The sequence below is a fragment of the Lysobacter silvisoli genome (assembly GCF_003382365.1).
Classification (GTDB): domain Bacteria; phylum Pseudomonadota; class Gammaproteobacteria; order Xanthomonadales; family Xanthomonadaceae; genus Lysobacter; species Lysobacter silvisoli.
The window spans coordinates 681,837-701,537 of the sequence record NZ_QTSU01000002.1; the positions used below are offsets into that span (position 1 = coordinate 681,837).

Annotated in this window: 22 protein-coding genes; 10 read left to right on the top strand and 12 right to left on the bottom strand. The window is 70.1% G+C overall.

Annotated features, from left to right (window positions below):
• The first annotated feature begins 109 nt into the window (after positions 1 to 109).
• Together DX914_RS20400 and DX914_RS20405 are read left to right on the top strand one after the other, a co-directional pair.
• Positions 110 to 1,114 carry an XdhC family protein gene (locus DX914_RS20400; RefSeq protein ID WP_231118277.1) on the top strand — a complete coding sequence of 335 codons (1,005 nt, stop codon included), beginning with the start codon at positions 110 to 112 and terminating at the stop codon, positions 1,112 to 1,114.
• Entirely contained in the window at positions 1,111 to 1,725 is a 615-nt protein-coding gene (locus DX914_RS20405) for a nucleotidyltransferase family protein (RefSeq protein ID WP_196778917.1), read from the top strand. Before DX914_RS20400 ends, DX914_RS20405 begins: the two co-directional genes overlap by 4 nt.
• A gap of 83 nt (positions 1,726 to 1,808) precedes the next feature.
• Here DX914_RS20405 and DX914_RS20410 read toward each other — a convergent pair whose 3' ends face one another.
• On the bottom strand, positions 1,809 to 2,024 hold the full coding sequence (locus DX914_RS20410) for a hypothetical protein (protein ID WP_196778918.1): 216 nt from the start codon (positions 2,022 to 2,024) through the stop codon (positions 1,809 to 1,811).
• A gap of 331 nt (positions 2,025 to 2,355) precedes the next feature.
• Positions 2,356 to 3,258, bottom strand: coding sequence for a LysR family transcriptional regulator (locus DX914_RS14310; protein ID WP_115859815.1), 903 nt, complete (start codon positions 3,256 to 3,258; stop codon positions 2,356 to 2,358).
• 99 nt (positions 3,259 to 3,357) lie between these two features.
• On the opposite strand from DX914_RS14310, the gene DX914_RS14315 reads away from it, so the two are divergent.
• Positions 3,358 to 3,804 carry a carboxymuconolactone decarboxylase family protein gene (locus DX914_RS14315; RefSeq protein ID WP_115859817.1) on the top strand — a complete coding sequence of 149 codons (447 nt, stop codon included), beginning with the start codon at positions 3,358 to 3,360 and terminating at the stop codon, positions 3,802 to 3,804.
• Between the two features lie 557 nt (positions 3,805 to 4,361).
• Here DX914_RS14315 and DX914_RS14320 read toward each other — a convergent pair.
• Entirely contained in the window at positions 4,362 to 5,180 is an 819-nt protein-coding gene (locus DX914_RS14320) for a class I SAM-dependent methyltransferase (protein ID WP_158549306.1), read from the bottom strand.
• Positions 5,181 to 5,337: 157 nt separating this feature from the next.
• Here DX914_RS14320 and DX914_RS14325 point away from each other — a divergent pair, with 157 nt between their 5' ends.
• From DX914_RS14325 to DX914_RS14335, 3 genes are all read left to right on the top strand, one after another.
• The gene (locus DX914_RS14325) at positions 5,338 to 6,387 is read left to right on the top strand and encodes a bifunctional nicotinamide-nucleotide adenylyltransferase/Nudix hydroxylase (RefSeq protein ID WP_115859821.1); all 1,050 of its coding nucleotides are present in this window, start codon (positions 5,338 to 5,340) and stop codon (positions 6,385 to 6,387) included.
• Between the two features lie 61 nt (positions 6,388 to 6,448).
• Positions 6,449 to 7,873: a nicotinate phosphoribosyltransferase gene (locus DX914_RS14330; protein WP_115859823.1), complete on the top strand. Its 1,425-nt coding sequence runs from the start codon at positions 6,449 to 6,451 to the stop codon at positions 7,871 to 7,873.
• A gap of 128 nt (positions 7,874 to 8,001) precedes the next feature.
• A complete protein-coding gene (locus DX914_RS14335; protein WP_115859825.1) occupies positions 8,002 to 8,919 on the top strand; it encodes a rhodanese-like domain-containing protein in 918 nt (305 codons plus the stop codon).
• A 10-nt stretch (positions 8,920 to 8,929) separates the two neighbouring features.
• Here the strand turns inward: DX914_RS14335 and gloA2 are convergent, their stop codons facing one another.
• Positions 8,930 to 9,325, bottom strand: a complete 396-nt coding sequence (gene gloA2, locus DX914_RS14340; protein WP_115859828.1) for an SMU1112c/YaeR family gloxylase I-like metalloprotein — start codon at positions 9,323 to 9,325, stop codon at positions 8,930 to 8,932.
• A 203-nt stretch (positions 9,326 to 9,528) separates the two neighbouring features.
• Between gloA2 and DX914_RS14345 the strand changes: the two genes are divergently transcribed.
• From DX914_RS14345 to DX914_RS14355, 3 genes are all read left to right on the top strand, one after another.
• The gene (locus tag DX914_RS14345) at positions 9,529 to 10,047 is read left to right on the top strand and encodes an MASE2 domain-containing protein (protein ID WP_115859830.1); all 519 of its coding nucleotides are present in this window, start codon (positions 9,529 to 9,531) and stop codon (positions 10,045 to 10,047) included.
• A gap of 21 nt (positions 10,048 to 10,068) precedes the next feature.
• Entirely contained in the window at positions 10,069 to 10,578 is a 510-nt protein-coding gene (locus tag DX914_RS14350) for a GGDEF domain-containing protein (protein WP_158549308.1), read from the top strand.
• Positions 10,579 to 10,664: 86 nt separating this feature from the next.
• Positions 10,665 to 10,949, top strand: coding sequence for a DUF4031 domain-containing protein (locus DX914_RS14355; protein WP_115859835.1), 285 nt, complete (start codon positions 10,665 to 10,667; stop codon positions 10,947 to 10,949).
• A 284-nt stretch (positions 10,950 to 11,233) separates the two neighbouring features.
• On the opposite strand, the gene DX914_RS14360 is transcribed toward DX914_RS14355, so the two are convergent.
• The 4 genes from DX914_RS14360 to DX914_RS14375 all read right to left on the bottom strand — a co-directional run bounded on the left by DX914_RS14360 (position 11,234) and on the right by DX914_RS14375 (position 14,966).
• Positions 11,234 to 11,995 carry an ABC transporter permease gene (locus tag DX914_RS14360; RefSeq protein WP_115859837.1) on the bottom strand — a complete coding sequence of 254 codons (762 nt, stop codon included), beginning with the start codon at positions 11,993 to 11,995 and terminating at the stop codon, positions 11,234 to 11,236.
• Positions 11,992 to 12,978, bottom strand: a complete 987-nt coding sequence (locus DX914_RS14365; RefSeq protein ID WP_115859839.1) for an ABC transporter ATP-binding protein — start codon at positions 12,976 to 12,978, stop codon at positions 11,992 to 11,994. Before DX914_RS14365 ends, DX914_RS14360 begins: the two co-directional genes overlap by 4 nt.
• A 98-nt stretch (positions 12,979 to 13,076) precedes the next feature.
• Positions 13,077 to 14,105 (bottom strand): NAD-dependent epimerase/dehydratase family protein, encoded by a 1,029-nt coding sequence (locus DX914_RS14370; protein WP_115859841.1) that lies wholly within the window; start codon positions 14,103 to 14,105, stop codon positions 13,077 to 13,079.
• Positions 14,106 to 14,261: 156 nt separating this feature from the next.
• On the bottom strand, positions 14,262 to 14,966 hold the full coding sequence (locus DX914_RS14375) for a glutathione S-transferase family protein (protein WP_115859843.1): 705 nt from the start codon (positions 14,964 to 14,966) through the stop codon (positions 14,262 to 14,264).
• 114 nt (positions 14,967 to 15,080) lie between these two features.
• Between DX914_RS14375 and DX914_RS14380 the strand changes: the two genes are divergently transcribed.
• A complete protein-coding gene (locus DX914_RS14380) occupies positions 15,081 to 15,998 on the top strand; it encodes a LysR substrate-binding domain-containing protein (RefSeq protein ID WP_115859845.1) in 918 nt (305 codons plus the stop codon).
• Here the strand turns inward: DX914_RS14380 and DX914_RS14385 are convergent.
• The 4 genes from DX914_RS14385 to DX914_RS14400 form a co-directional block, all read right to left on the bottom strand.
• Positions 15,995 to 16,561: an ankyrin repeat domain-containing protein gene (locus tag DX914_RS14385; protein ID WP_158549310.1), complete on the bottom strand. Its 567-nt coding sequence runs from the start codon at positions 16,559 to 16,561 to the stop codon at positions 15,995 to 15,997. The two genes, DX914_RS14380 and DX914_RS14385, sit on opposite strands and share 4 nt — an antisense overlap.
• 560 nt (positions 16,562 to 17,121) lie before the next feature.
• Positions 17,122 to 18,219: an outer membrane protein assembly factor BamD gene (locus DX914_RS14390; protein WP_115859849.1), complete on the bottom strand. Its 1,098-nt coding sequence runs from the start codon at positions 18,217 to 18,219 to the stop codon at positions 17,122 to 17,124.
• Complete coding sequence (locus tag DX914_RS14395; protein WP_115859851.1) at positions 18,216 to 19,037, bottom strand: hypothetical protein; 822 nt, start codon at positions 19,035 to 19,037, stop codon at positions 18,216 to 18,218. The genes DX914_RS14390 and DX914_RS14395 overlap by 4 nt, the downstream gene beginning before the upstream one ends.
• 3 nt (positions 19,038 to 19,040) lie before the next feature.
• Positions 19,041 to 19,610 carry an RNA polymerase sigma factor gene (locus DX914_RS14400; RefSeq protein ID WP_158549312.1) on the bottom strand — a complete coding sequence of 190 codons (570 nt, stop codon included), beginning with the start codon at positions 19,608 to 19,610 and terminating at the stop codon, positions 19,041 to 19,043.
• Between the last annotated feature and the right edge of the window lie 91 nt (positions 19,611 to 19,701).

Genomic DNA, 19,701 nt, shown 5'->3' on the forward strand with positions numbered 1-19,701 from the left:
GCGCCCGCCAATGCCTAAAACGCCAGACCTGCGCCCGGCCGTCGGCGCGTTGCGCCGCGTCATGGACCGGCCCCATGATCGGGCTCTGCGCCGTGCCAGGGAACCCGCCGTGCCCGACAGTCCGTCCGCCGCGAACCCCGCTCCGTCCGCCGCCGGCGGCGTGCGCGGCATCCTCGAAGCCGCGGCGCGCGCGCAGCAGCGCGGCGACGCCGCGACCCTGGCGCTGGTGCTGGAAACCGAAGGCTCCACCTACGTCCACCCCGGCGCGGCCGCGCTGTTCGGCGCGCGCGAGGGCCAGGCCGGCTGGCTCAGCGGCGGCTGCATCGAACCGGAAATCGAAACCCTGGCCGCCACCGCCGCGCGCTACGGCCGGATCGAATGGATGGACATCGACACCCGCAACGACGAGGACTTGTTCGCCGGTTCCGCGGTCGGCTGCCGCGGCCGCCTGCGCCTGGCCCTGCTGCCGCTGGCGGGGCTGCGCGAATGGCCGGCGCTGGTCGACGAATGGCGGCGCGGCCACGGCGACCTGCGCCTGGAAATCCGCATCGACGGCGCGCTGCGCGCCGCCGTCGGCGACGAGCGCCAGCCGTGGACGTTCCCGGTCGCACGCCCGCCGTGGCTGGGGGCGGGCCCGAATTCGTGGATGCTGGAAATCGCGCGCCCGCCGTCGGTGCTGGTGTTCGGCGCCGGCCCCGAATCGCCGGCGCTGCTGCCGCTGCTGCGCACCTTGGGCTGGATGGTGACGTTAGTGGAACGGCGCGAACGCTGGCAGGCGCATGCCGCGCTGGCCGACACCGCGCTCGCGCGCTCGCCTGCGCAAGCGCTCGCCACCGCACGCCCGCACGACGCCGCGCTGGTCATGCACCACCACTTCGAACTCGACCGCGAAGCGCTGGAGGCGTTGGCGTCCAGCGCGATCGGCTACATCGGCCTGCTCGGCCCTGCGCGCCGCCGCGACGATCTGTTCCAGGTGCTGCCCGAGGACGCACGTGCGGCGCTGGCGCCGCGGCTGCAGTCGCCGATCGGCCTGCGCCTGGGCGGCGACGGTCCCGAAGCGATCGCCCTGAGCATCGCCGCGCAGTTGCAGGCGCGACGGCACGCGGCGGCATGAGGGCTTACGGTTCGCACGCCGCGGTGGTGCTGGCCGCCGGCGGTAGCCGCCGCCTGGGCCGGCCCAAGCAACTGCTGAACCGCGCCGGCGAAAGCCTGCTGCACCGCAGTGTGCGCCTGGCCGCGCACACCGGGCCACAGCATCTGCTGGTGGTGCTGGGCGCGCGCCATCGCGAACTGCAGGACGAGATAGCAGGCCTGCCCGGCGAGCGCTGGCTCAACCCGCTATGGGAGCAGGGCCTGTCGACCAGTCTGCAATTGGCCGCCTCCGCGCTGGCGCAGCATCCGGGCCCTACCCTGATCCTGGGCTGCGACCAGCCGGCGCTGGAGTTCGCGCATCTGCTGGCGCTGCTCGATGCCGCTCAAGCCGCACCTGCGCGCTGCGCGGTCACACGCCATGGCCAGGCGCCTGGCATCCCGGCGGTGTTGACCGCCGATTGGCTGGCGCGGGCACCGGAACTGCAGGGCGATCGCGGCTACGGCGCGTTGCTCGCGCGCGTGCCGGAACAGCAGTTGGCTTGGCTCGACGATCCCGCGCTGCAGTTGGACATCGACGACGAAGACGACGTCGCGCGCGCGATCGCGCGCGGCCTGCTCGACCGCGACGCATAGATCGCAAGGGGGCGCTGAGAGAGGCGCCCTGGCCGCCCGGACCGTTCGTCCACCGTTCCGGGCGGCAAGGGCTACACGCGGGCCTAGGGGACCAGCGTGCCGAACACCGGCTGCGAGCGCGCATCGACGATGCGCAGCCACAGTCCTTGGCGGGTGCGGATCGCGTACTGCTGGACCAGCGGCAGCACCGCTTCCAAAGCGGCCTCCGGGCTCAGGTAGTCCTGGGCCAGCCCGGCGATCGTGCTGGTCAGGGCCTTGCCGTCGTTGCCGTCACGCTGGCTCAGTTCGACGCGAAACATGGCGCATCCTTTCGAGTGTTAGGGCGTCCCCGGCCCAGCTCCGACATTCCACGTCTCGGCGTCCGTCTCCCTGGCTGTGGCGTCCTGCCCATGCCTAAGGCCGTGCTGTCGGGGACGCGATCAATCTGCGCCTTATGTGACGCGGATAACGTCATCGGACTGCCCGACCGCGTGTAGGAGTTTTCCTACCCCCGGTCCGCGAGGGCGTGCCGGCCGCCTCGGCACCGGCGCTCGCGCAACCGGCGGCTCGCAGTCTGAAACGCAGCCTTACGCGCGGCGATGGGTCGCGGCAGCGCGGTCACGCGTCTTGCGCCCACCCCCTGCGCCCGCCTCAGTCGCGCGCGGCCACGCCCATCAAACGGTCCTGCCATTGCGCGAAACCCACGCGCATCGCCTCCAGGAACACCCGCACCCGCGCGGTGCGGCGCAGGTCCTGATGGGTCAGCAGCCACAGGTCCGCGCCCACCCCCGGCAACGGCGTGCCCACGCGTGCCAGGCGCGGATGCTCGTCGCCCATGTAGCAAGGCAGCACCGCCAGGCCGATGCCGGCGGCGGCCGCGTCGCGCAAGGTCATCAGGCTGTTGCTGCGCAATACCGCGCGCTGGTGATGGCCGTTCGCACGCGCCCACCGCGACAGCGAGGTATGCGACAGGCTGTCGTCGGGCACCACCCAGTCCAGCTGCGACAGGTCGGCGCCCTCGCGCAGGCGCCAGGCGCGCGGGCGGTACACCGCGGAGGCGAGATGAGCGATGCGGCTGCCGACCAAGCTGTCCGGCGGCGTGCCGCCCGGCCGCAGCGCCACGTCGGCCTCGCGCCGGCTGAGGTCGCGGGTGGCGTTGTCGGCGGTCAGCTCCAGCACGATCTGCGGATACTCGCGGCGGAAGCGCGCGAGCAACGGCGGCAGCAGGCCGTACAGGATCGGCTCCACCGTGGTCACCCGCAGCGTACCGGCCGGCCGCGCATCGCGCCCGGACAGACGCCGCTCGCCGTCGAGGATGCGTTCTTCCAGTTCGGAGGCGATGCGCAGCAGCTCCTCGCCGGCCGGCGTGGCCGCGTAACCCTCGCGCGCGCGCTCGAACAGGCGCGCGCCGAGCTTGCGCTCGATCGCGTTGATCCGACGGAACACCGTGGGGTGGCTCACCCCCAGGCGCTTGGCCGCGCCGTTGAGCGAACCCGCGCGGCCCACGGCCAGCAGGTAACGGTAATCGTCCCAGTCCGGACCTTGTTCATTCATGTAATCACCGCTTGCACTTACGGCGGAATGTATTTCAGTTCTGAACATCCTAGCCTGTCCGCTCCCGCCGCGTCGCGGCCGCCCCATGCCAGGAATCCCATGTCGCAACGCCTAGACACCAACACCCTGCTGCCCACCGGCCTCAAGGCCATGGGCGCCCTGCACGCCGCCGTCCAGGACAGCGGCCTGGACCCGGGCCTGATCCATCTCATCAACGTGCGCGCCTCACAGATCAACGGCTGCGCCTACTGCCTGTGGCTGCACACCCGCGAAGCCCTGGCCCATGGCGACACCCCCGAGCGCCTGGCCCTGCTGCGGGTCCCGGACGAAGGCCCGTTCACCGAACGCGAACGCGCCGCCCTGGCCTGGACCGACGCGGTCACCCGCATCGCCGACGCTCCCGTCTCCGACGCGCTGTATGCCCGCGTGCGCGCGGTGTACGACGAGGCCGAGCTGGGCGCGCTGAACTACGCGGTGATCATGATCAACGCCTGGAACCGCCTGGCGATCCCGTTCCGCAAGGCGCCGCCGATCGCGCGGGATTGAGGCTGGCGAGGTTGGCGCCGCAACTGGCAACTTCGCGTGCCCTCACCCCAACCCCTCTCCCGTAAACGGGAGAGGGGCTAAAAGCAGCAAGCGGCGTCGAATCTGTCCCCTCTCCCGCTTGCGGGAGAGGGCTAGGGTGAGGGAGTGAGCGAAGCGAATGCTCTTGATCGGGCACCGAACTCGCAGCGCAAATGGAAGACCCGGAGGGCGGCGCACAGGAGGTGCGCCGTTTTTCGCTGGCACAGGATGTGCCATCGAAAAATCCCGGCGCAAACTCCGCTCTCGCAGGGGAGCTCCGGTGAAGCGTTTTTCTTTGGTTACTTTCTTTTGACGCTTATCAAAAGAAAGTGACCCGGCCGCTTGCGGACGGAAGCTGTGGCTGTTGCTTAAACCAGCACACCCAAACACCTGCGCAAGTTCGGAGCTGATCGCGGCTCACGCCGCTCCTACAGAAAGCACATCCCGCAAAAACCCAAGCACTCGTCGTAGTTGCGGACTCCCGGTCGCAGCTTGCGCAGCTCCTACAGGGGGCAAACGTCGCTTTATCCGCGCATCTCTCAGAACTGGTATCGCGCCATCCGCCCCAGCCTGCGCAACCACGCCCATCGATCGTAGGCCCAATACAGCCCCCGCTGCCGCGCCGGCAACAACGCCACCTCCGCCCGCTCGCTCAGCCGCGGCTCGTCCACGAACGCCAGACGCGGATGCCAGGCCTCCATCTCGCGCGGATCGTCGAAGCCCCAATCGCCGAACTGCGCGCCGGTGGTGCGCGCCACCCACGAGCGCGCCAGCCAACGCACCGCGAAACGGCTGTAGATGTCGCACAGCCACTGCCCGCGCGGGAACCGGTCGACCACCCGCTGCACCAGCAGGCGCGCATCGGCCTCCTCCAGGTACGGGAACAAACCTTCGCTGATCACCAGCACCGGCCGGCCGCCGGCGATCGGCGCCAGCCAGTCCTTGCTGGACACGTCCATCGCCGCCATGCGGTAGCTGCCGTAGCGTTCCGGCAACAGGCTCCTGCGCAGCTCGATCACTTCCGGATAGTCCAGGTCGATCCAGTCCAGGTCCGCCGGCGGATTGATCCGGAACACCCGCGTATCCAGGCCGCAGCCCAGGTGCAGCACCAGCGTGTCGGGATGGCGGGCCAACCATTCGCGCGCCCAGTCGTCGAGCACCTTGGCGCGCAGCGCCAGGCCGGCGATCTGTCCGCCGCGCAGCGGAAAGCGGGCGAAGTCGGCATCGATGCGGCGCACTACCTCGTCGGCGAGTTCGTCGCCCAGCAGCGGACGCGGCGAACGATTGTCCAAGGCCTTGGCGTAAAGCGTGATCAACAGCGTCTGCTGGCTGCCCTGCAAGCGCACGGTTTTCTCCATCGCTGGGCGGCGTCTCCATGCCGATACTGCGCCGCCGGATGTGAGCGCCAGGCGTAGACGCGCACGGCCGTTGCGGGCGCAATGCGACCGGCGTAGCATTTCGCTCAGGCCCAGGGACAGACCCGGGGCCGCCTACAACGCACCGTGAGGGAGCCTCATGGAACACGATTACCTGGTCTTCATCGGCCGCTTCGAGCCGTTCCACAACGGCCACGCCGCCGTCGCCCGCGCCGCCCTGGCCAAGGCGCACAAGCTCATCGTCCTGGTCGGCTCGGCCGACACCCCCCGCACCATCAAGAACCCCTTCACCGTCGCCGAGCGCGCGGTGATGATCCAGGCCGCCCTGGCCGATGCCGGCGAACGCGTGATCGTGCGCCCGCTGCGCGACCGCCTGTACAACGAAAGCCTGTGGATCGCCGGCGTGCAGCGCACCGTGGCCGAAGCCATCGCCGCCGACGGCGGCCAGGCCGACGCCCGCGTCGGCCTGATCGGCCAGGACAAGGACGCCTCCAGCTACTACCTGCGCGAATTCCCGCAGTGGCCGCTGGTGGAGGTGCGCCACACCGCCGCCCTGTCGGCCACCGAACTGCGCCGCTATCTGTACGAAGCGCAGCACGTGGACAGCCACGGCGGGCTGATGCTGATCCGCGCCAACGTGCCGGCGCCGGTGTTCGACATGCTCGAGGCCTTCCGCAAGAACTCGCCCGCGTTCGACCAACTGGTGGCCGAGCACCGCTTCATCGACACCTACCGCGCCGCCTGGGCCGACGCGCCCTACCCGCCCACCTTCGTCACCACCGACGCGGTGGTGGTGCACTCCGGCCATGTGCTGCTGGTGCGGCGCCGCGCCGAACCGGGCAAGGGCCTGTGGGCGCTGCCGGGCGGTTTCGTCGGCCAGCACGAAGGCCTGCTCGACGCCTGCCTGCGCGAGCTGCGCGAGGAAACCCGGCTGAAGCTGCCGCTGCCGGTGCTGAAAGGCTCGATCCGCGGGCAGCGCGTGTTCGACCACCCGGAACGCAGCCTGCGCGGCCGCACCATCACCCACGCCTTCCACTTCGACTTCCCCAGCGGCGAACTGCCCGAGGTGCGCGGCGGCGACGACGCCGACAAGGCGCGCTGGATTCCGATCAGCGAGGCGCTGGAGATGGGGCCGCAGCTGTACGAAGACCACCTGCACATCCTCGAATACTTTCTCGGCGGCGGCTGATCGCCGCCCCGCCCGCCGGCGGACAGACCGCCGGCCGTTCCGACGCGAAGGAGCTTCCGTCATGCAATGCCTGAACAACCTGCTGCTCAACACCGACAGCTACAAGGCCAGCCACTGGCTGCAGTACCCGCCCGACACCGACGGGACGTTTTTCTACATCGAATCGCGCGGCGGCCTGTACGACCGCACCGTGTTCTTCGGCCTGCAGAGCATCCTCAAGGAGTACCTGAGCAAGCCGGTGACCGAGGCCGACATCGTCGAGGCGCGCGAGCTGTTCGCCGCGCACGGCGAGCCGTTCAACGAAGAAGGCTGGCGCTACATCGTGCAGCGCCACGGCGGCCTGCTGCCGCTGCGCATCCGCGCCGTGCCAGAGGGCGCCGTGGTGCCCACCCACCAGGCCCTGGTCACGATCGAGTCCACCGATCCGCAGGCCTATTGGGTGCCGTCGTACATCGAGACCCTGCTGCTGCGCCTGTGGTACCCGGTAACCGTGGCCACCACCAGCTGGCACGCCAAGCAGACGCTGCGCCAGTTCCTGGAACGCACCAGCGACGACCCGGAAGGGCAGCTGCCGTTCAAGCTGCACGACTTCGGCGCGCGCGGCGTGTCCAGCGCCGAGTCGGCCGCGCTGGGCGGCGCCGCGCACCTGGTCAACTTCCTCGGCACCGACACCGTGTCGGGCCTGCTGGCCGCGCGCGCCTATTACCACGAGCCCATGGCCGGCTATTCGATTCCCGCCGCCGAGCACAGCACCATCACCAGTTGGGGCCGCGAGCGCGAAGTCGAGGCCTACCGCAACATGCTGCGCCGGTTCGGCAAGCCCGGCGCGATCCTGGCCGTGGTCTCCGACAGCTACGACATCTACCACGCGATCCGCGAACATTGGGGCCGCACGCTGCGCGAGGACGTGATCGCCTCCGGCGCCACCCTGGTGGTGCGCCCCGACTCCGGCGACCCGGTCGACGTGGTCCACCAGTGCCTGAGCCTGCTCGACGAGGCCTTCGGCCACACCGTCAACGGCAAGGGCTACAAGGTGCTCAACCACGTGCGCGTGATCCAGGGCGACGGCATCAACCCGTCCAGCATCCGCGCGATCCTGGAACGCGCCACCAGCTACGGCTACGCCACCGACAACCTCGCCTTCGGCATGGGCGGCGCGCTGCTGCAGCGGCTGGACCGCGACACCCAGAAGTTCGCGCTCAAGTGCTCGGCCGCGCGCGTGGACGGGCAATGGATCGACGTCTACAAGGACCCGGTCACCGACAAGGGCAAGGCCAGCAAGCGCGGCCGCATGCGCCTGCTGCGCCACCGCGAGTACGGCCACTTCAAGACCGTGCCGGTGCCGGCCGACGCGGCCAGCGTGCAGGACAGCCCGCTGCCGGCCGGCTACGAGGACGCCATGCTCACGGTGTGGGAGGACGGCCGCCTGCTGCAGGACTGGAGCTTCGCCCAGGTACGCGCCCGCGCCGACGCCGCGCGTTTGTGACGCCTGCCTGTAGCCGGCGTCGCCCGGGCGCAACGCTGCTTCTCTCCGGCGCCGATTGTGCGGCGCCGGAGCCGGGCCGACACTGAGCTTGCTGCCCCGTGCGGCGCTGCGCCGAACGAGACCCGACCATGGACCTGTTGCTGCACCTGATCGAAAGCTACGGCCTGCTGGTGGTGTTCGCGGCCGTGCTGCTGGACCAGGGCGGCCTGCCGGTGCCGGCCTATCCGCCCATCATCGTCACCGCCGCGGTCGCGGTGGATCGCGGCGAAAGCCTGGCGGCGATCGCCCTGGTCGCCACCGCCGCGGCGTTGCTGGCCGATTGGCTGTGGTTCCTGGGCGGGCGCCGCTTCGGCAACGCCCTGCTGCGGCTGATGTGCCGGCTGTCGCTGTCGCCGGATTCCTGCGTGTTGAGCACGCGCGGCGCCTACGCGCGCTGGGGCGCGCCCTCGCTGATCCTGGCCAAGTTCGTGCCCGGTTTCGCCGCCGTGGCCACCACCCTGGCCGGCGACACCGGCACCAGCACCCGCCGCTTCCTGCTGTTCGACGGTCTGGGCGCCCTGCTTTGGGCCAGCGTGGCGGTGGCCGTGGGCGCGGTGTTCCACGAAGCGGTCAACGAGGTGCTGGACCGGCTGGAAGCGCTGGGCCATTACGCGCTGCCGGTACTGCTGGCCCTGATCGCCGCGTTCGTGGCCTACAAATGGCTGCGGCGGCAATGGTTCCTGCGCCAGCTGCGCATGGCGCGCATCAGCGTGAGCGAACTGTACGCGCTGATCGCCGAGGGCCGGGTGCCTACCATCCTCGATGTGCGCCGCGCCGAAAGCCGCGCCGCCTCGGGCTGGATTCCCGGTGCGGTGTTCGTGGCCAGCCTGGCCGACGCGCCGCGCGGCATGGACGAAGAAGTGATCGTCTACTGCGATTGCCCCAACGAAGCTTCGGCGGCGGTGTTGGCGCAGGAGCTCAAGCGACGCGGTTACCGGCGCGTGCGGCCCCTGGCCGGCGGCTTCACCGCCTGGGCCGAACAAGGGCACGCGATCGCGCGGGATTGATGGACGTCGCTTAGTCGGACGCGCGCTCGTACAGTTCCAGCGGCAGCGCATCGGGATCGGCGAAGAAGGTGTAGCGCCGCCCCGTGTACTCGTCCACGCGCACCGGCTCCACCGTCACGCCATGGCCCTGCAATGCGGCGACCGCCGCGTCGATGTCGGCGACCTCGAACGCGAGATGGCGCAGGCCGCAGGCTTCCGGATACGAAGGCCGCGGCGGCGGATCGGGAAACGAGAACAATTCCAACTGCCCACCACCGGGCAGGGCCAGGTCCAACTTGTAGGAATCGCGCGCGGCGCGGTAGGCCTCGGCGATCACCGGCAGGCCCAGCACCTGGGTGTAGAAATGCTTGGAGCGCGCATAGTCGGAACAGATCAGCGCGACGTGGTGCAGGGCGGAGATCAGCATGGCGGCGGCCCTTTTCGGAAGCCCGCATTCTAGGCCTGCCGCGGTGGCGCAAGGTCGAAACGCCACGATCGGCACGGTTTTGCGCAAGCCGCCGTCGCGCTTGCCTGGACATGGCGCCCACGCCGATCTGAGACAATGGCCGCCAGGACGAGCCGCTTCCCCCACGACATCGCCCGACCCAGCCCCTCGCACAGGCGGTCGCCATGCCGTTGAAAGCCATCGCCGACGATCTCGCTCAATCGCGTCGGCGCTTCGTCCAGCGCATCCACCGCATGCGCAGCATCGGCCTGGGCCTGGGCATGCTCTGCGTCGGCTCCGGCTTGTACCCCACCCAGCCCGCGCCCGCGCTGTGGGCGCTGCTGGCGTTCAACGGCCTGGTCTGGCCGCACCTGGCGTACTGGCTGGCGCGGCGCAGCGACAACCCCAGCCGGACCGAATTCCGCAACCTCACGCTCGACTCGGCCATGGGCGGGGTATGGATCGCGCTGATGCAGTTCAACCTGCTGCCTTCGGCGCTGCTGGCGGTGATGCTGACCATGGACAAGCTCAGCGTGGGCGGCAGCAAGTTCGCCTCGCGCGCGCTGCTGTGGATGATGGGCAGCTGCCTGATCGTGTCCGCGCTCAACGGCTTCGCGTTCTCGCCGCACACCAGCCAGTTCGCGATCCTGGGTTCGCTGCCGCTGCTGATCGCCTATCCGCTGAGCATCGGCATCGCCACCTGAGCGCTGGGCCACAAGGTGCGGGTGCAGAACAAGCTGCTGCAGCAACTGGCCGTGGCCGATCCGGCCACCGGCCTGGCCAACCGCCGCCATTGGCTGGAAGCCGCCGGCGACGAGCTCGAACGCTGCCGCCAGGTCGGCCGCCCGGCCTGCCTGATGATGATCGACATCGACCACTTCAAGCGCATCAACGACAGTCAGGGGCATACCGCCGGCGACCAGGTCATTGAGGAATTCGCCGCGCGCCTGCGCCATTGCCTGCGCGCAGCCGACATCGCCGGCCGCTACGGCGGCGACGAGTTCGCGGTGTTGCTGCCGCAGGCTGACGCCGGCGACGCGCTAGCGGTGGCGCAACGCGCGTTGGCCGCGGTGCGTGAACGCACGTTCGGCCACGGCCTGCATTGCACGATCAGCGTAGGCATCGCCGCCGCCGACCCCGGCCTGGCCGATACCGGCGCCTGGGTGCGCAAGGCCGACGCCGCGCTGTACCGGGCCAAGGCCGCGGGACGCGACCGGGTCGAGATCGCCGACTGAGATAGATGGCTGAACCGGCGTGGCGCGGCGGCGTGACCGGCGCCACGGGCTGGCCGATACTGTGGCCCTCCCCCACCGGATCGCGCATGACCGTCTACGTAGACGATGCCGTCTGGCCCTGGCGCGGCCGCCGCTGGGCCCACCTGATGGCCGACACCCTGGACGAGCTGCACGCCTTCGCCCAGCAGCTGGGCCTGCCGCGGCGCGCGTTCCAGGACAAGCGCAGCGGCGCCCACTACGACGTGGACACCGAGCTGCGCGAGCGCGCGATCGCCCTGGGCGCCACCGCCATTTCGCGCCACCGCGACCGCGAGTTGGTGCGCGCGGTCATCGCCAATGCCAAGGCGCAGGGGCGCGGCGAACGGCCTTAGGCCGCCCTTCGACTCTAGCGTCGCAGCGCCCTTTGCTCGTCATTCCCGCGAACGCGGGAACCCAGGGCTTCATCCGGGGATGACTCTGATGTCTCTGGATGCCCGCCTTCGCGGGGATGACGAGCAAGAGCGTGAGCCCCCGCTTTTTTGCTCGTCATTCCCGCGAACGCGGGCTCCGCTTTACTTCGGCGGAGCCGAACATCCAGGGCTTCATCCAGGCATGACTCCGAAGTCTCCGGACCCCGCCTTCGCGGAGCTGACGGGCAAGAGCGAATGGCGATCACTCAGGTCTTGAGCTTGTACCCCGTCCGGAAGATCAACCAGATCGCCCCCAGGCACAGCAGCAGGAACACGCAGGTCATGCTCACGCTGAGCACGATGCTCACGTCCGACACCCCGTAGAAGCTCCAGCGGAAGCCGCTGACCAGGTACACCACCGGATTGAACAGCGACAGCTGCTGCCAGGGCGAGGGCAGCATGTGGATGGAATAGAAGCTGCCGCCCAGGAAGGCCAACGGCGTGACCACCATCATCGGCACGATCTGCAGTTTCTCGAAGCCGTCGGCCCAGACGCCGAGGATGAAGCCGAACAGGCTGAAGCTGACCGCGGTCAGCACCAGGAATCCGACCATCCACAGTGGGTGCTCGATTTCGAACGGCACGAACAATCGCGCCGTGGCCAGCATGATCGTGCCCAGGATCACCGACTTGGTCGCCGCCGCGCCCACATAGCCCAGCACCACCTCGATGAAGGAGATCGGCGCCGACAGGATCTCGAAGATGGTGCCGGTGAACTTGGGCATGTAGATGCCGAAGGAGGCGTTGGAGATGCTCTCGGTCAGCAGTGCCAGCATGATCAGGCCCGGCACGATGTAGGCGCCGTAGCGGATGCCGTCGATCTCGACCATGCGCGAGCCGATCGCCGAGCCGAACACGATGAAGTACAACGAGGTGGACAGGACCGGCGAAGCGATGCTCTGCATCAGCGTGCGCCAGGTGCGGTGCATCTCGAACAGGTAGATCGCCCGGATCGCGTGCACGTTCATGCCTGAGCTCCGCGGCCCGCGCCGCCATTGCCGCCACCGCGCACCAGACTCACGAATATCTCCTCCAGCGAGCTTTGCGCGGTCTGCAGGTCCTTGAAATCGATGCCGTGCTCGCCCAAGCGGCGCAGCAACTGGGCGATGCCGGTCTCGTCGGCCTGGGCGTCGAAGGTGTAGACCAGTTCGTGGCCGTCGGCGGTCAGCTCCAGCGCCGGGCTCGCCAGCGCCTCGGGCAGCCGTTGCAGCGGCGCCTGCAGGTGCAGGGTCAGCTGCTTCTTGCCCAGCTTGCGCATCAGTGCGGTCTTGTCTTCCACCAGCACCAGTTCGCCATGGTTGATCACGCCGATGCGGTCGGCCATTTCCTCGGCCTCCTCGATGTAGTGCGTGGTCAGGATCACGGTCACTCCGCTTTCGCGCAGCGCCGAGACCATGGCCCACATGTCGCGGCGCAGCTCCACGTCCACGCCGGCGGTGGGCTCGTCCAGAAACAGCACCTTGGGCTCGTGCGACAGGGCCTTGGCGATCAGCACGCGCCGCTTCATGCCGCCCGACAGGGCCATGATCTTGGCGTCCTTCTTCTCCCACAGCGACAGGTCGCGCAGCACCTTTTCCAGATAGGCCGGATCGGGCGCGCGGCCGAACAGGCCGCGACTGAACTTGACCGTGTCCCACACGGTTTCGAAGGCGTCGGTGGACAGTTCCTGCGGCACCAGGCCGATCTTGGCGCGGGCGGCGCGGAAATCGCGGACGATGTCGTGCCCGTCCACGCGCACCGTGCCGCCGCCCGGATTGACGATGCCGCAGACGATGCTGATCAAGGTGGTCTTGCCGGCGCCGTTGGGCCCGAGCAGGGCGAAGATCTCGCCGCTGCGGATGCGCAGGTCGACGCCCTTGAGCGCCTGGAAGCCGCCGGCATAGGTCTTGGTCAGGCCTTCGACGACGACGATGTCGCCGCCGTGCGCGGCGGGCGAGGAATCGGCGGGCATGCAAGCTCCGTCACGGTGGGGCCGCGCGCCCGGCGCGCGGCGCGAACGCGGACACTGTAACCGAGCCCGCGTGCACGATGTTTGACGCGATCAGCGCATCAGGCCGCCGCGGCCAGGGCGGCGCCGGCGGCGGGCTTGCGCTTGCGCGCGGCGGCGCGCTTCGGCGCGGCGCTGTCTATGCAGCCCATCGCGTACAGGGTCTCGCGTACCGCGCTATCCAGATCGGTGCGCGGCTCCTCGCCGAGCAGGGCGAGCAGGCGGCGGTTGTCCGGACGCTGTGGCTCCTGCCAATGAGTGCGCAGCTCCGACAGTTCGCGGAACAAGGGCAGCAAAGGCGCGCTGCGGCGCAGCAGCGACCAGGGGAAGGGCTTGACCCGCAAGCGCGCGCCCGCCGCCGCGCGCGCGATCGCCGCGACCATGGCGCCGCCGTCGGCATCCCAATGGCCCTGCAGATGGAAGCGCTCGAACGCGCCCAGGCGCTCGGCTCGCTCCAGAAGGCGCAGCATGGCCTCGGCCGCATCGGGCAGGTAGCACCAGGCATGGCCGGTGCCGGCGCGGCCGGGATAGCGCAGGCTGCTCAGCGCGCGACCGGGCTCGACCAGGGCCTGCGAGAACCAGCTGCGCACCGCATGCGGGCCGAAGTAATCGCCGCTGCGCACGATCAGCGCCTGCGCGCCTTCCGCGGTGGCTGCCTGCAACCGCTGCTCCATGCGCACCTGCAGCAGGCCGCGTTGGCCCAGCGGCCGTTGCGGCGCGTCCTCGTCCAGCAGGCCGGATGCGGCGCCGTACACGCTCATCGGCGCCGGCAGCAGCACACGCGCGCGGTTGGCCACGGCCGCCTCGATGCTGTGCTCCAGCATGGCCAGCGGCTGCGAACCGGTGTCGCGCCACAGCAGCGAATCCACCGCATGCACGATCAGCGACGCGCCCTTGGCCGCCTGCAGCACGTCCTCGCGCTGCATGGCGTCGCCTCGCCACCAGTAGATGCCGTTGCCGCGCGTGCCGGTCATGCGGCTGCGGTGCTGCAGCGCATGCACTTCCCAGCCGCGCTGGAGCAGGCGCACGGCCAGTTCGCCGCCGATGCCGCCGCTGGCGCCCAACACCAATGCGCGTTGCTTCGCCTTCATCGCCGTCTCCGAGATCGCGGCGCCCGCTGCGGCGCCATGGGTACAGCTTCGCAGCGCGGCGGCGCGGGCGGTATTGACGAATGTCACCAACGCGGCCGGCCGAACGCAGGCAAACGCGCGGACGCGACGCAGTTCGCATCGCGTCCGCGCATCCGCTCACGCCGCCTGCAACAGGCGCGGCAGGGTGTCGGCCAACTTGATCTCGCCGCGGAAGCCGCCCGCGCTCAGCGCCGGCGTCTTGTCCTCGATCGCGTGGGCGAACTTCACCGCCGGATCGGCTTCCAGCGCTTCGAACAGGCGCTGCAGCTTGGGATAGGCGCTGCGGTCGACCACGTCGTGGTACTGGCTCCAGCGGGCGATGCCGATGAAGTAGGCATCGGCCACGGTGCGCTGCTCGCCCAGCAGCCAGGGGCCGTCGCCGATCATGGCTTCCAGCTGCGCGTGCACCTTCTCGACCTTGTCGCGGCCGTAACGCTTGAGCGCCGCATCGTCGGCCGACGGATGCTCCAGCGCGTGCCACAGCGGTGCGAAAGCGTTGAAGAAGCTGGTGTTGAGGTAGGCCAGCGTGCGGTTGAGGCGGTCGAACTCGGGCGTGCCCTGAGCATAGCCGATGCGGCCGACGCCGCGCGCGGCGATGTGGTTGAGGATGGCCATGCTCTCGGTCAGCACGCGGCCTTGCTCGTCCATCAGCGCCGGGGTTTCGGCCACCGGGTTGATGCGGCGGAACTCGTCGGCGGTGACTTCCTCGGGCATCTCGATGCGGCTGAGCTGGTAGGGCTGGCCCAGCCACTCCAGGGCGACGATGGAGCCGAAGGAGCAGCCGGAGGGGACGCCGTAGTACAGGATGGGAAGCGGGTTCATAAGGACTCCAGAATTGCGGTGAGGTTGGGGTTGGGGCCGTCGTGCGACCTTGGAGAAAGCGTACGCATGTGGACTTTGTCCGTGTAGACTGCAAAATGTGGACCTATCGTCCACATGCATGGACTTACTGTGCTCAACCTCAACGACCTGGCCCTGTTCGCGGTCGCCGTGGAACACGGTGGCTTCGCCGCCGCCGCACGCCGCCTGGCGCTGCCCAAATCCACGGTCAGCAAGCGCGTGGCCGAGTTGGAAACCCAGCTGCAGGCGCGGCTGATCCACCGCACCTCGCGCAGCTTCGTGCTCACCGAGGCCGGCCGCGATTTTTACGAACACGCACGCGCGGCGCTGATCGAGGCCGAGGCCGCCGAGGCCAGCGTGCGCCAGCGCCTGTCCGAGCCCAGCGGCAGCGTGCGCATCACCGCCTCGGTACCCACCGCGCAGCTGTACCTGGCGCCGCAGCTGCCCAAGCTGGCGCAGCGCTATCCGCGCCTGCACCTGCAGGTGAACGTCAGCGACCGCTACGTGGATCTGGTCCAGGAGGGCTACGACATCGGCCTGCGCAGCCATTTCGCGCCGCTGCCGGACTCGGGACTGGTGCAGCGCACGCTGGCGGTGGAGAGCATCGGCCTGCTGGCGGCGCCGGCGTATCTGGACGCGCACGGCAGGCCGCAACAGCCGCAGGAGCTGGCCGAGCACGCAGGCCTGCTGACCTCCGCTTCGGCGAACGAATGGGCCCTGCAGCACCGCGACGGCACGCGCGCCCTGGTCGCACCGCGCCCGCGCCTGAGCGCCAACGAATCGGTGGCGCTGCAGGCCGCGGCCGAGGCCGGCCTGGGCATCGTCTGCCTGCCGCTGGCCTTCGGCCGCGACGCGCTGCGTGCGGGCCGGCTGCAGCGGGTGCTGCCGGATTGGAACGCCGGCCGGGTGACCACCACCCTGCTGATGCCGCATCGCCGCGGGCTGCTGCCCGGCGTGCGCGCGACCGCGGACTTCCTGGCCGAATGCCTGGGCGAGATAGGCGACGAGAGTTAACGCGCGCCGCGCTCGCTCAGATAACGGCGCACCGCGGGCGAACGCGCCTGATTCAAAGGCGTGCGCCACTGCGCGCTGCCGTCGGCCAGACGCACCGATACGCCCTGATTGACGTCGGCGCCGCGGCCGATCAGATAGGCCACGTGGGCCACGTCGCCACTGCGCGCGGCGTTGATCAGCGGCGTTTCGTCGTGCTCGACCACCGCATCCACGCGCGCTCCGGCCGCCACCAGCCGCTGCAGCATCGCCAGGTTGCCCGGGCGCGCGGCCGCGGCGATCAACGCATTGCCGTCGCCGCGTACGGCACGGTCGGGCGCTGCGCCCAGGCGCAGCAGGATATCGACCAGGGCCAGATCGCCCAGACGCGCCGCCACGATCAGTGCGTTGCCTTCGCCGCCGACCGCAGCGTTCATGTCGGCGCCGTTGGCGGCCAGGCGCCGCAGTTCGTCGGGGCGATGCTCGCGCACGGCGGCGATCAGGGCGGCGCCGTCGTTGCGCGGGCTGGCGGCGGCCGGCAGCGCGATGACGGCGACGAGCGCGATGCACAGGAGTTTGCGGGGCATGGCCATGCTGGGATCCTCGGTGGGTTTGTGTTGGCGGGAGGTACGGCGTAGTTGCGGCCCTCACCCCAACCCCTCTCCCGCAAGCGGGAGAGGGGCTAAAGCAGCAGCGTCGAATCAGTCCCCTCTCCCGCTTGCGGGAGAGGGCTAGGGTGAGGGGGTGAGCGCAGCGAATGCTCCTGACCTACAACGCCGTTACCGCCCTCGCGGCCCCAATCGGAAGACCCGAAGAGCCTGCCCCCGCGAAGGCGGGGGGCGGCGCACAGGATGTGCGCCGTTTTCCGCTCGGGCAGGATGCCCGATCGGAAAATCACCGCGAACGCTACGAACTCGCCGCGCACGGCGTCGAAATAGGTCTGCCCTTCTCTTTGGTTACTTTCTCTTGGGCGAGCAAGAGAAAGTGACCCGCGTGCGTAGCATGCGGAAGCTGTTGCTGTTGCCTCTAGGAGCAACAGCAAAAGCAAATCCCCCTCAACCCCCCTTTTCCAAAGGGGGAAGACAAGCAAAAGGGGAAGACTAGCTGTGGGAGACCGCGATCCAAAGCGGCAGACCTGCACGAAGCCTCAGCGGCGCGGGCTCACCTGAACCCCCGCCTCCCGCAACACCCGCTCCATCGACCCCCGCTCGCCGGCGTCCGTGGTGCGGTGATACAGCTTGAGCACCTCGCCTTCGTTGGCCGCCACCAGCAACGCCTTCAATGCCGCTTCGCGCAACGCCGGATTGGCGCGCACGCCCGGATAGATCGCCAACAGATCGCCGGTCGCATTCGCGGTGCCCAAGGCGCGCAGCGCCGCGATGCGCGTCTGCGGGTCGGCCGCGCTGCGCGCCACTTCCGCTGCCGCAGCTTTGTGGCCCGCCACGCCCAAGGCCTGCAACGCCGCCTGCCGCAGCTGCGGGTCGGCATTGCTGCGCGCGACCTCGCTGAGCATGCGCTCGTCGTTGGCCACCCCCAGCGCCTTGAGCACGATCAGCTGACGCGCGCGGTCCGGCGCTGCGGCGTACACCTGGCGCAGCGCGTCGTCCGCGCCGGCCACCGCCAGCATGCGCACCGCGCGCTCGCCCAGCTGCGGATCGCGGCCGCGAGCGACCACCGCCACCTGCGCCAGCGCGCCGGCGTCGTCCATCTGGCTGAGCAGAAACAGCGCGCGCTGCTTGGTCCGCAGGGTGCTGCTGGCGTCGGCGAGGATCGCCACCAGCTTGGGTATCGCTTGCGCCGGCGGCAGCCGTAGCAGCGCCTCGATCGCGTCTTCGCCGCTCACCACGGCTCCGGCGCGCGCGCCGTCGCCGCGCAGCAGCAGCGCGCCATCGCGGTTCCAGCGGCTGCGCGGGTATTGCTGGCGCAGGCGCACGACCGCGGCACGCGCCTCGGCCTCGTGGCCGGCGCGCATGGCCGCATAGGCCTGCCAATAGATCGCCGCGTCGGCCGCCTGCGGCTCGCTCTGGCGCAGGCGCCGTTCCAGGTCGGCGAAGCGGCGCTGCGCCAGCGCCCAATCGCCGCTGCCCAGCGCGCCGTGACCCTGCCAGTACAAGGCATTGAGTTCGCCGCCCGGATCGGCCGGCGCCGCGCTGGCGACGCCGGTGCAGAGCAGCGCCGCCAGCGCCAGCGCGGCCCAGGCCGGGCGCGTGCGCTTGCCTGGTGTTGCGGTGGGAGTGCGGATCATGTGGCCAGCCCTCGTTCGTTCGCCCGCGCACCCTGGCGTTGCTGCAGCCGTGTTTCCACGGCCCGCAGCTGGAACACCAGGTCGTTGCCTTCGACGTAGTCGCGCAAGGCCTTGTCTTGTTCGATGCCCGCATCGGGCCCGCGGTTAGCCAGTTCGATCAAGGTCGGCTCCAGCGAGCGCAGGAACCCGGCCAGGGCGCGGTCGCCGCGCTGCGCCGCGGCTTCGGCGTACAGGCGGTTGTCGTCGGCCAGCTCGCGCGCGTACTCGGGGTCCACCGCCGCCAGCGCCCCGCCCTGGTTGTTGACCACGCTCAGCAGGACGCCCTCGGTGCTGCGCAGATGACCGGCCACGTAAGCGTCCAGCACGCGTGAGGCGCGCTCGGACGAAGCGGGTTCGGGCGCCCGCTGCGGGGCCTGGGTGAGCGCGGGCATCTGCGGTTGGATCGCATCGCGGTTCAGCGCGAACGGCAGGTAGGCGGCCACGCCCAACACCGCGGCGGCGGCCAGGCCCGCGTCCCAATGGCGCCACCGCTTCGCGCGCGGCGGCAGCGCACGCGTCGGCAACGGCACCACGTTGCCGGCTCGCGCGGACTCGGCCTGCAGACGCGGCTGCAGGCGCTGCCACAGCCGCGCTTCCAGATTCGGATCGTAAGGCGGCAAGGCCGCGGCATCGGCCGCGGCCAGCACCCGGCGCAGCTGGGTGTAGCGCTGAGCGAGTTCGGGCGAGGCCGCCAGGGCCGCTGCGATCTCGCGCAGGCGCTCGGGCGGCAGGCCGTCGCGGTAGTGGTACAGGATCAGGTCGTCGTCGCTGATGTGCATGGCTTACCTCAACGGTTCCAGCGCGTCGCGCAGCTTGCGCACGGCACGGAAGATGGCCTGCTTGCACTGGCCGATATTCATCCCCAGGGTGTCGGCGATGCGCTCCAGCGGCTCGCCCTCGTAATGGCGCAGCATGAAGGCGGCGCGCTCGGCGTCGCTCAGGCGCTGCATCTGCCGGTCGATACGGCGGCCCAGTTCGACCCCGACCGCGCGCGCCTCCGGATCGGGGCCGTCGTCGGGCAGGGTGTGCAGGAAGTCGGCGCCGTCCTCGTCGTCGCCGCCCTCGAACGCGCCATCGCGATGGCGCGCATTGCGTCGCAATTGCTCCAGCGCGGCGTTGGCGGCGATACGGTGCAGCCAGGTCGCGAACGCCGAGCGCCCGTCAAAGCCCGCCAGACCGCGCCAGGCGTTGTACAGCGCCTCCTGCACCGCGTCCTCGGCCAACGCGGCGTCGCGGGTGATGCGGAAGCACAGCTGGAACAAGGGGCGCGCATGCGCCTGAACCAGCTCGCGGAACGCGAGCGGGTCGCCGGCACGTGCGCGCACCCAGGCCGCCTGCACCGAATTGTCCATAGGGTCCCCACCGTCCATGTCCCATAGGATGCACGCTGAGCGGCGTTGGTTAGCCTGGATGCGACACCAGGCCGGGCGAACGAAAGCATCG

Coding starts and splice junctions, on each gene's coding strand:
- DX914_RS20405 (WP_196778917.1), top strand. CDS start 1,111: ATGAGGGCTTACGGTTCGCACGCCGCGGTGGTGCTGGCCGCCGGCGGT.
- DX914_RS20410 (WP_196778918.1), bottom strand. CDS start 2,024: ATGTTTCGCGTCGAACTGAGCCAGCGTGACGGCAACGACGGCAAGGCC.
- DX914_RS14310 (WP_115859815.1), bottom strand. CDS start 3,258: ATGAATGAACAAGGTCCGGACTGGGACGATTACCGTTACCTGCTGGCC.
- DX914_RS14315 (WP_115859817.1), top strand. CDS start 3,358: ATGTCGCAACGCCTAGACACCAACACCCTGCTGCCCACCGGCCTCAAG.
- DX914_RS14320 (WP_158549306.1), bottom strand. CDS start 5,180: ATGGAGAAAACCGTGCGCTTGCAGGGCAGCCAGCAGACGCTGTTGATC.
- DX914_RS14325 (WP_115859821.1), top strand. CDS start 5,338: ATGGAACACGATTACCTGGTCTTCATCGGCCGCTTCGAGCCGTTCCAC.
- DX914_RS14330 (WP_115859823.1), top strand. CDS start 6,449: ATGCAATGCCTGAACAACCTGCTGCTCAACACCGACAGCTACAAGGCC.
- DX914_RS14335 (WP_115859825.1), top strand. CDS start 8,002: ATGGACCTGTTGCTGCACCTGATCGAAAGCTACGGCCTGCTGGTGGTG.
- gloA2 (WP_115859828.1), bottom strand. CDS start 9,325: ATGCTGATCTCCGCCCTGCACCACGTCGCGCTGATCTGTTCCGACTAT.
- DX914_RS14345 (WP_115859830.1), top strand. CDS start 9,529: ATGCCGTTGAAAGCCATCGCCGACGATCTCGCTCAATCGCGTCGGCGC.
- DX914_RS14355 (WP_115859835.1), top strand. CDS start 10,665: ATGACCGTCTACGTAGACGATGCCGTCTGGCCCTGGCGCGGCCGCCGC.
- DX914_RS14360 (WP_115859837.1), bottom strand. CDS start 11,995: ATGAACGTGCACGCGATCCGGGCGATCTACCTGTTCGAGATGCACCGC.
- DX914_RS14365 (WP_115859839.1), bottom strand. CDS start 12,978: ATGCCCGCCGATTCCTCGCCCGCCGCGCACGGCGGCGACATCGTCGTC.
- DX914_RS14370 (WP_115859841.1), bottom strand. CDS start 14,105: ATGAAGGCGAAGCAACGCGCATTGGTGTTGGGCGCCAGCGGCGGCATC.
- DX914_RS14375 (WP_115859843.1), bottom strand. CDS start 14,966: ATGAACCCGCTTCCCATCCTGTACTACGGCGTCCCCTCCGGCTGCTCC.
- DX914_RS14380 (WP_115859845.1), top strand. CDS start 15,081: ATGCATGGACTTACTGTGCTCAACCTCAACGACCTGGCCCTGTTCGCG.
- DX914_RS14385 (WP_158549310.1), bottom strand. CDS start 16,561: ATGCCCCGCAAACTCCTGTGCATCGCGCTCGTCGCCGTCATCGCGCTG.
- DX914_RS14390 (WP_115859849.1), bottom strand. CDS start 18,219: ATGATCCGCACTCCCACCGCAACACCAGGCAAGCGCACGCGCCCGGCC.
- DX914_RS14395 (WP_115859851.1), bottom strand. CDS start 19,037: ATGCACATCAGCGACGACGACCTGATCCTGTACCACTACCGCGACGGC.
- DX914_RS14400 (WP_158549312.1), bottom strand. CDS start 19,610: ATGGACAATTCGGTGCAGGCGGCCTGGGTGCGCGCACGTGCCGGCGAC.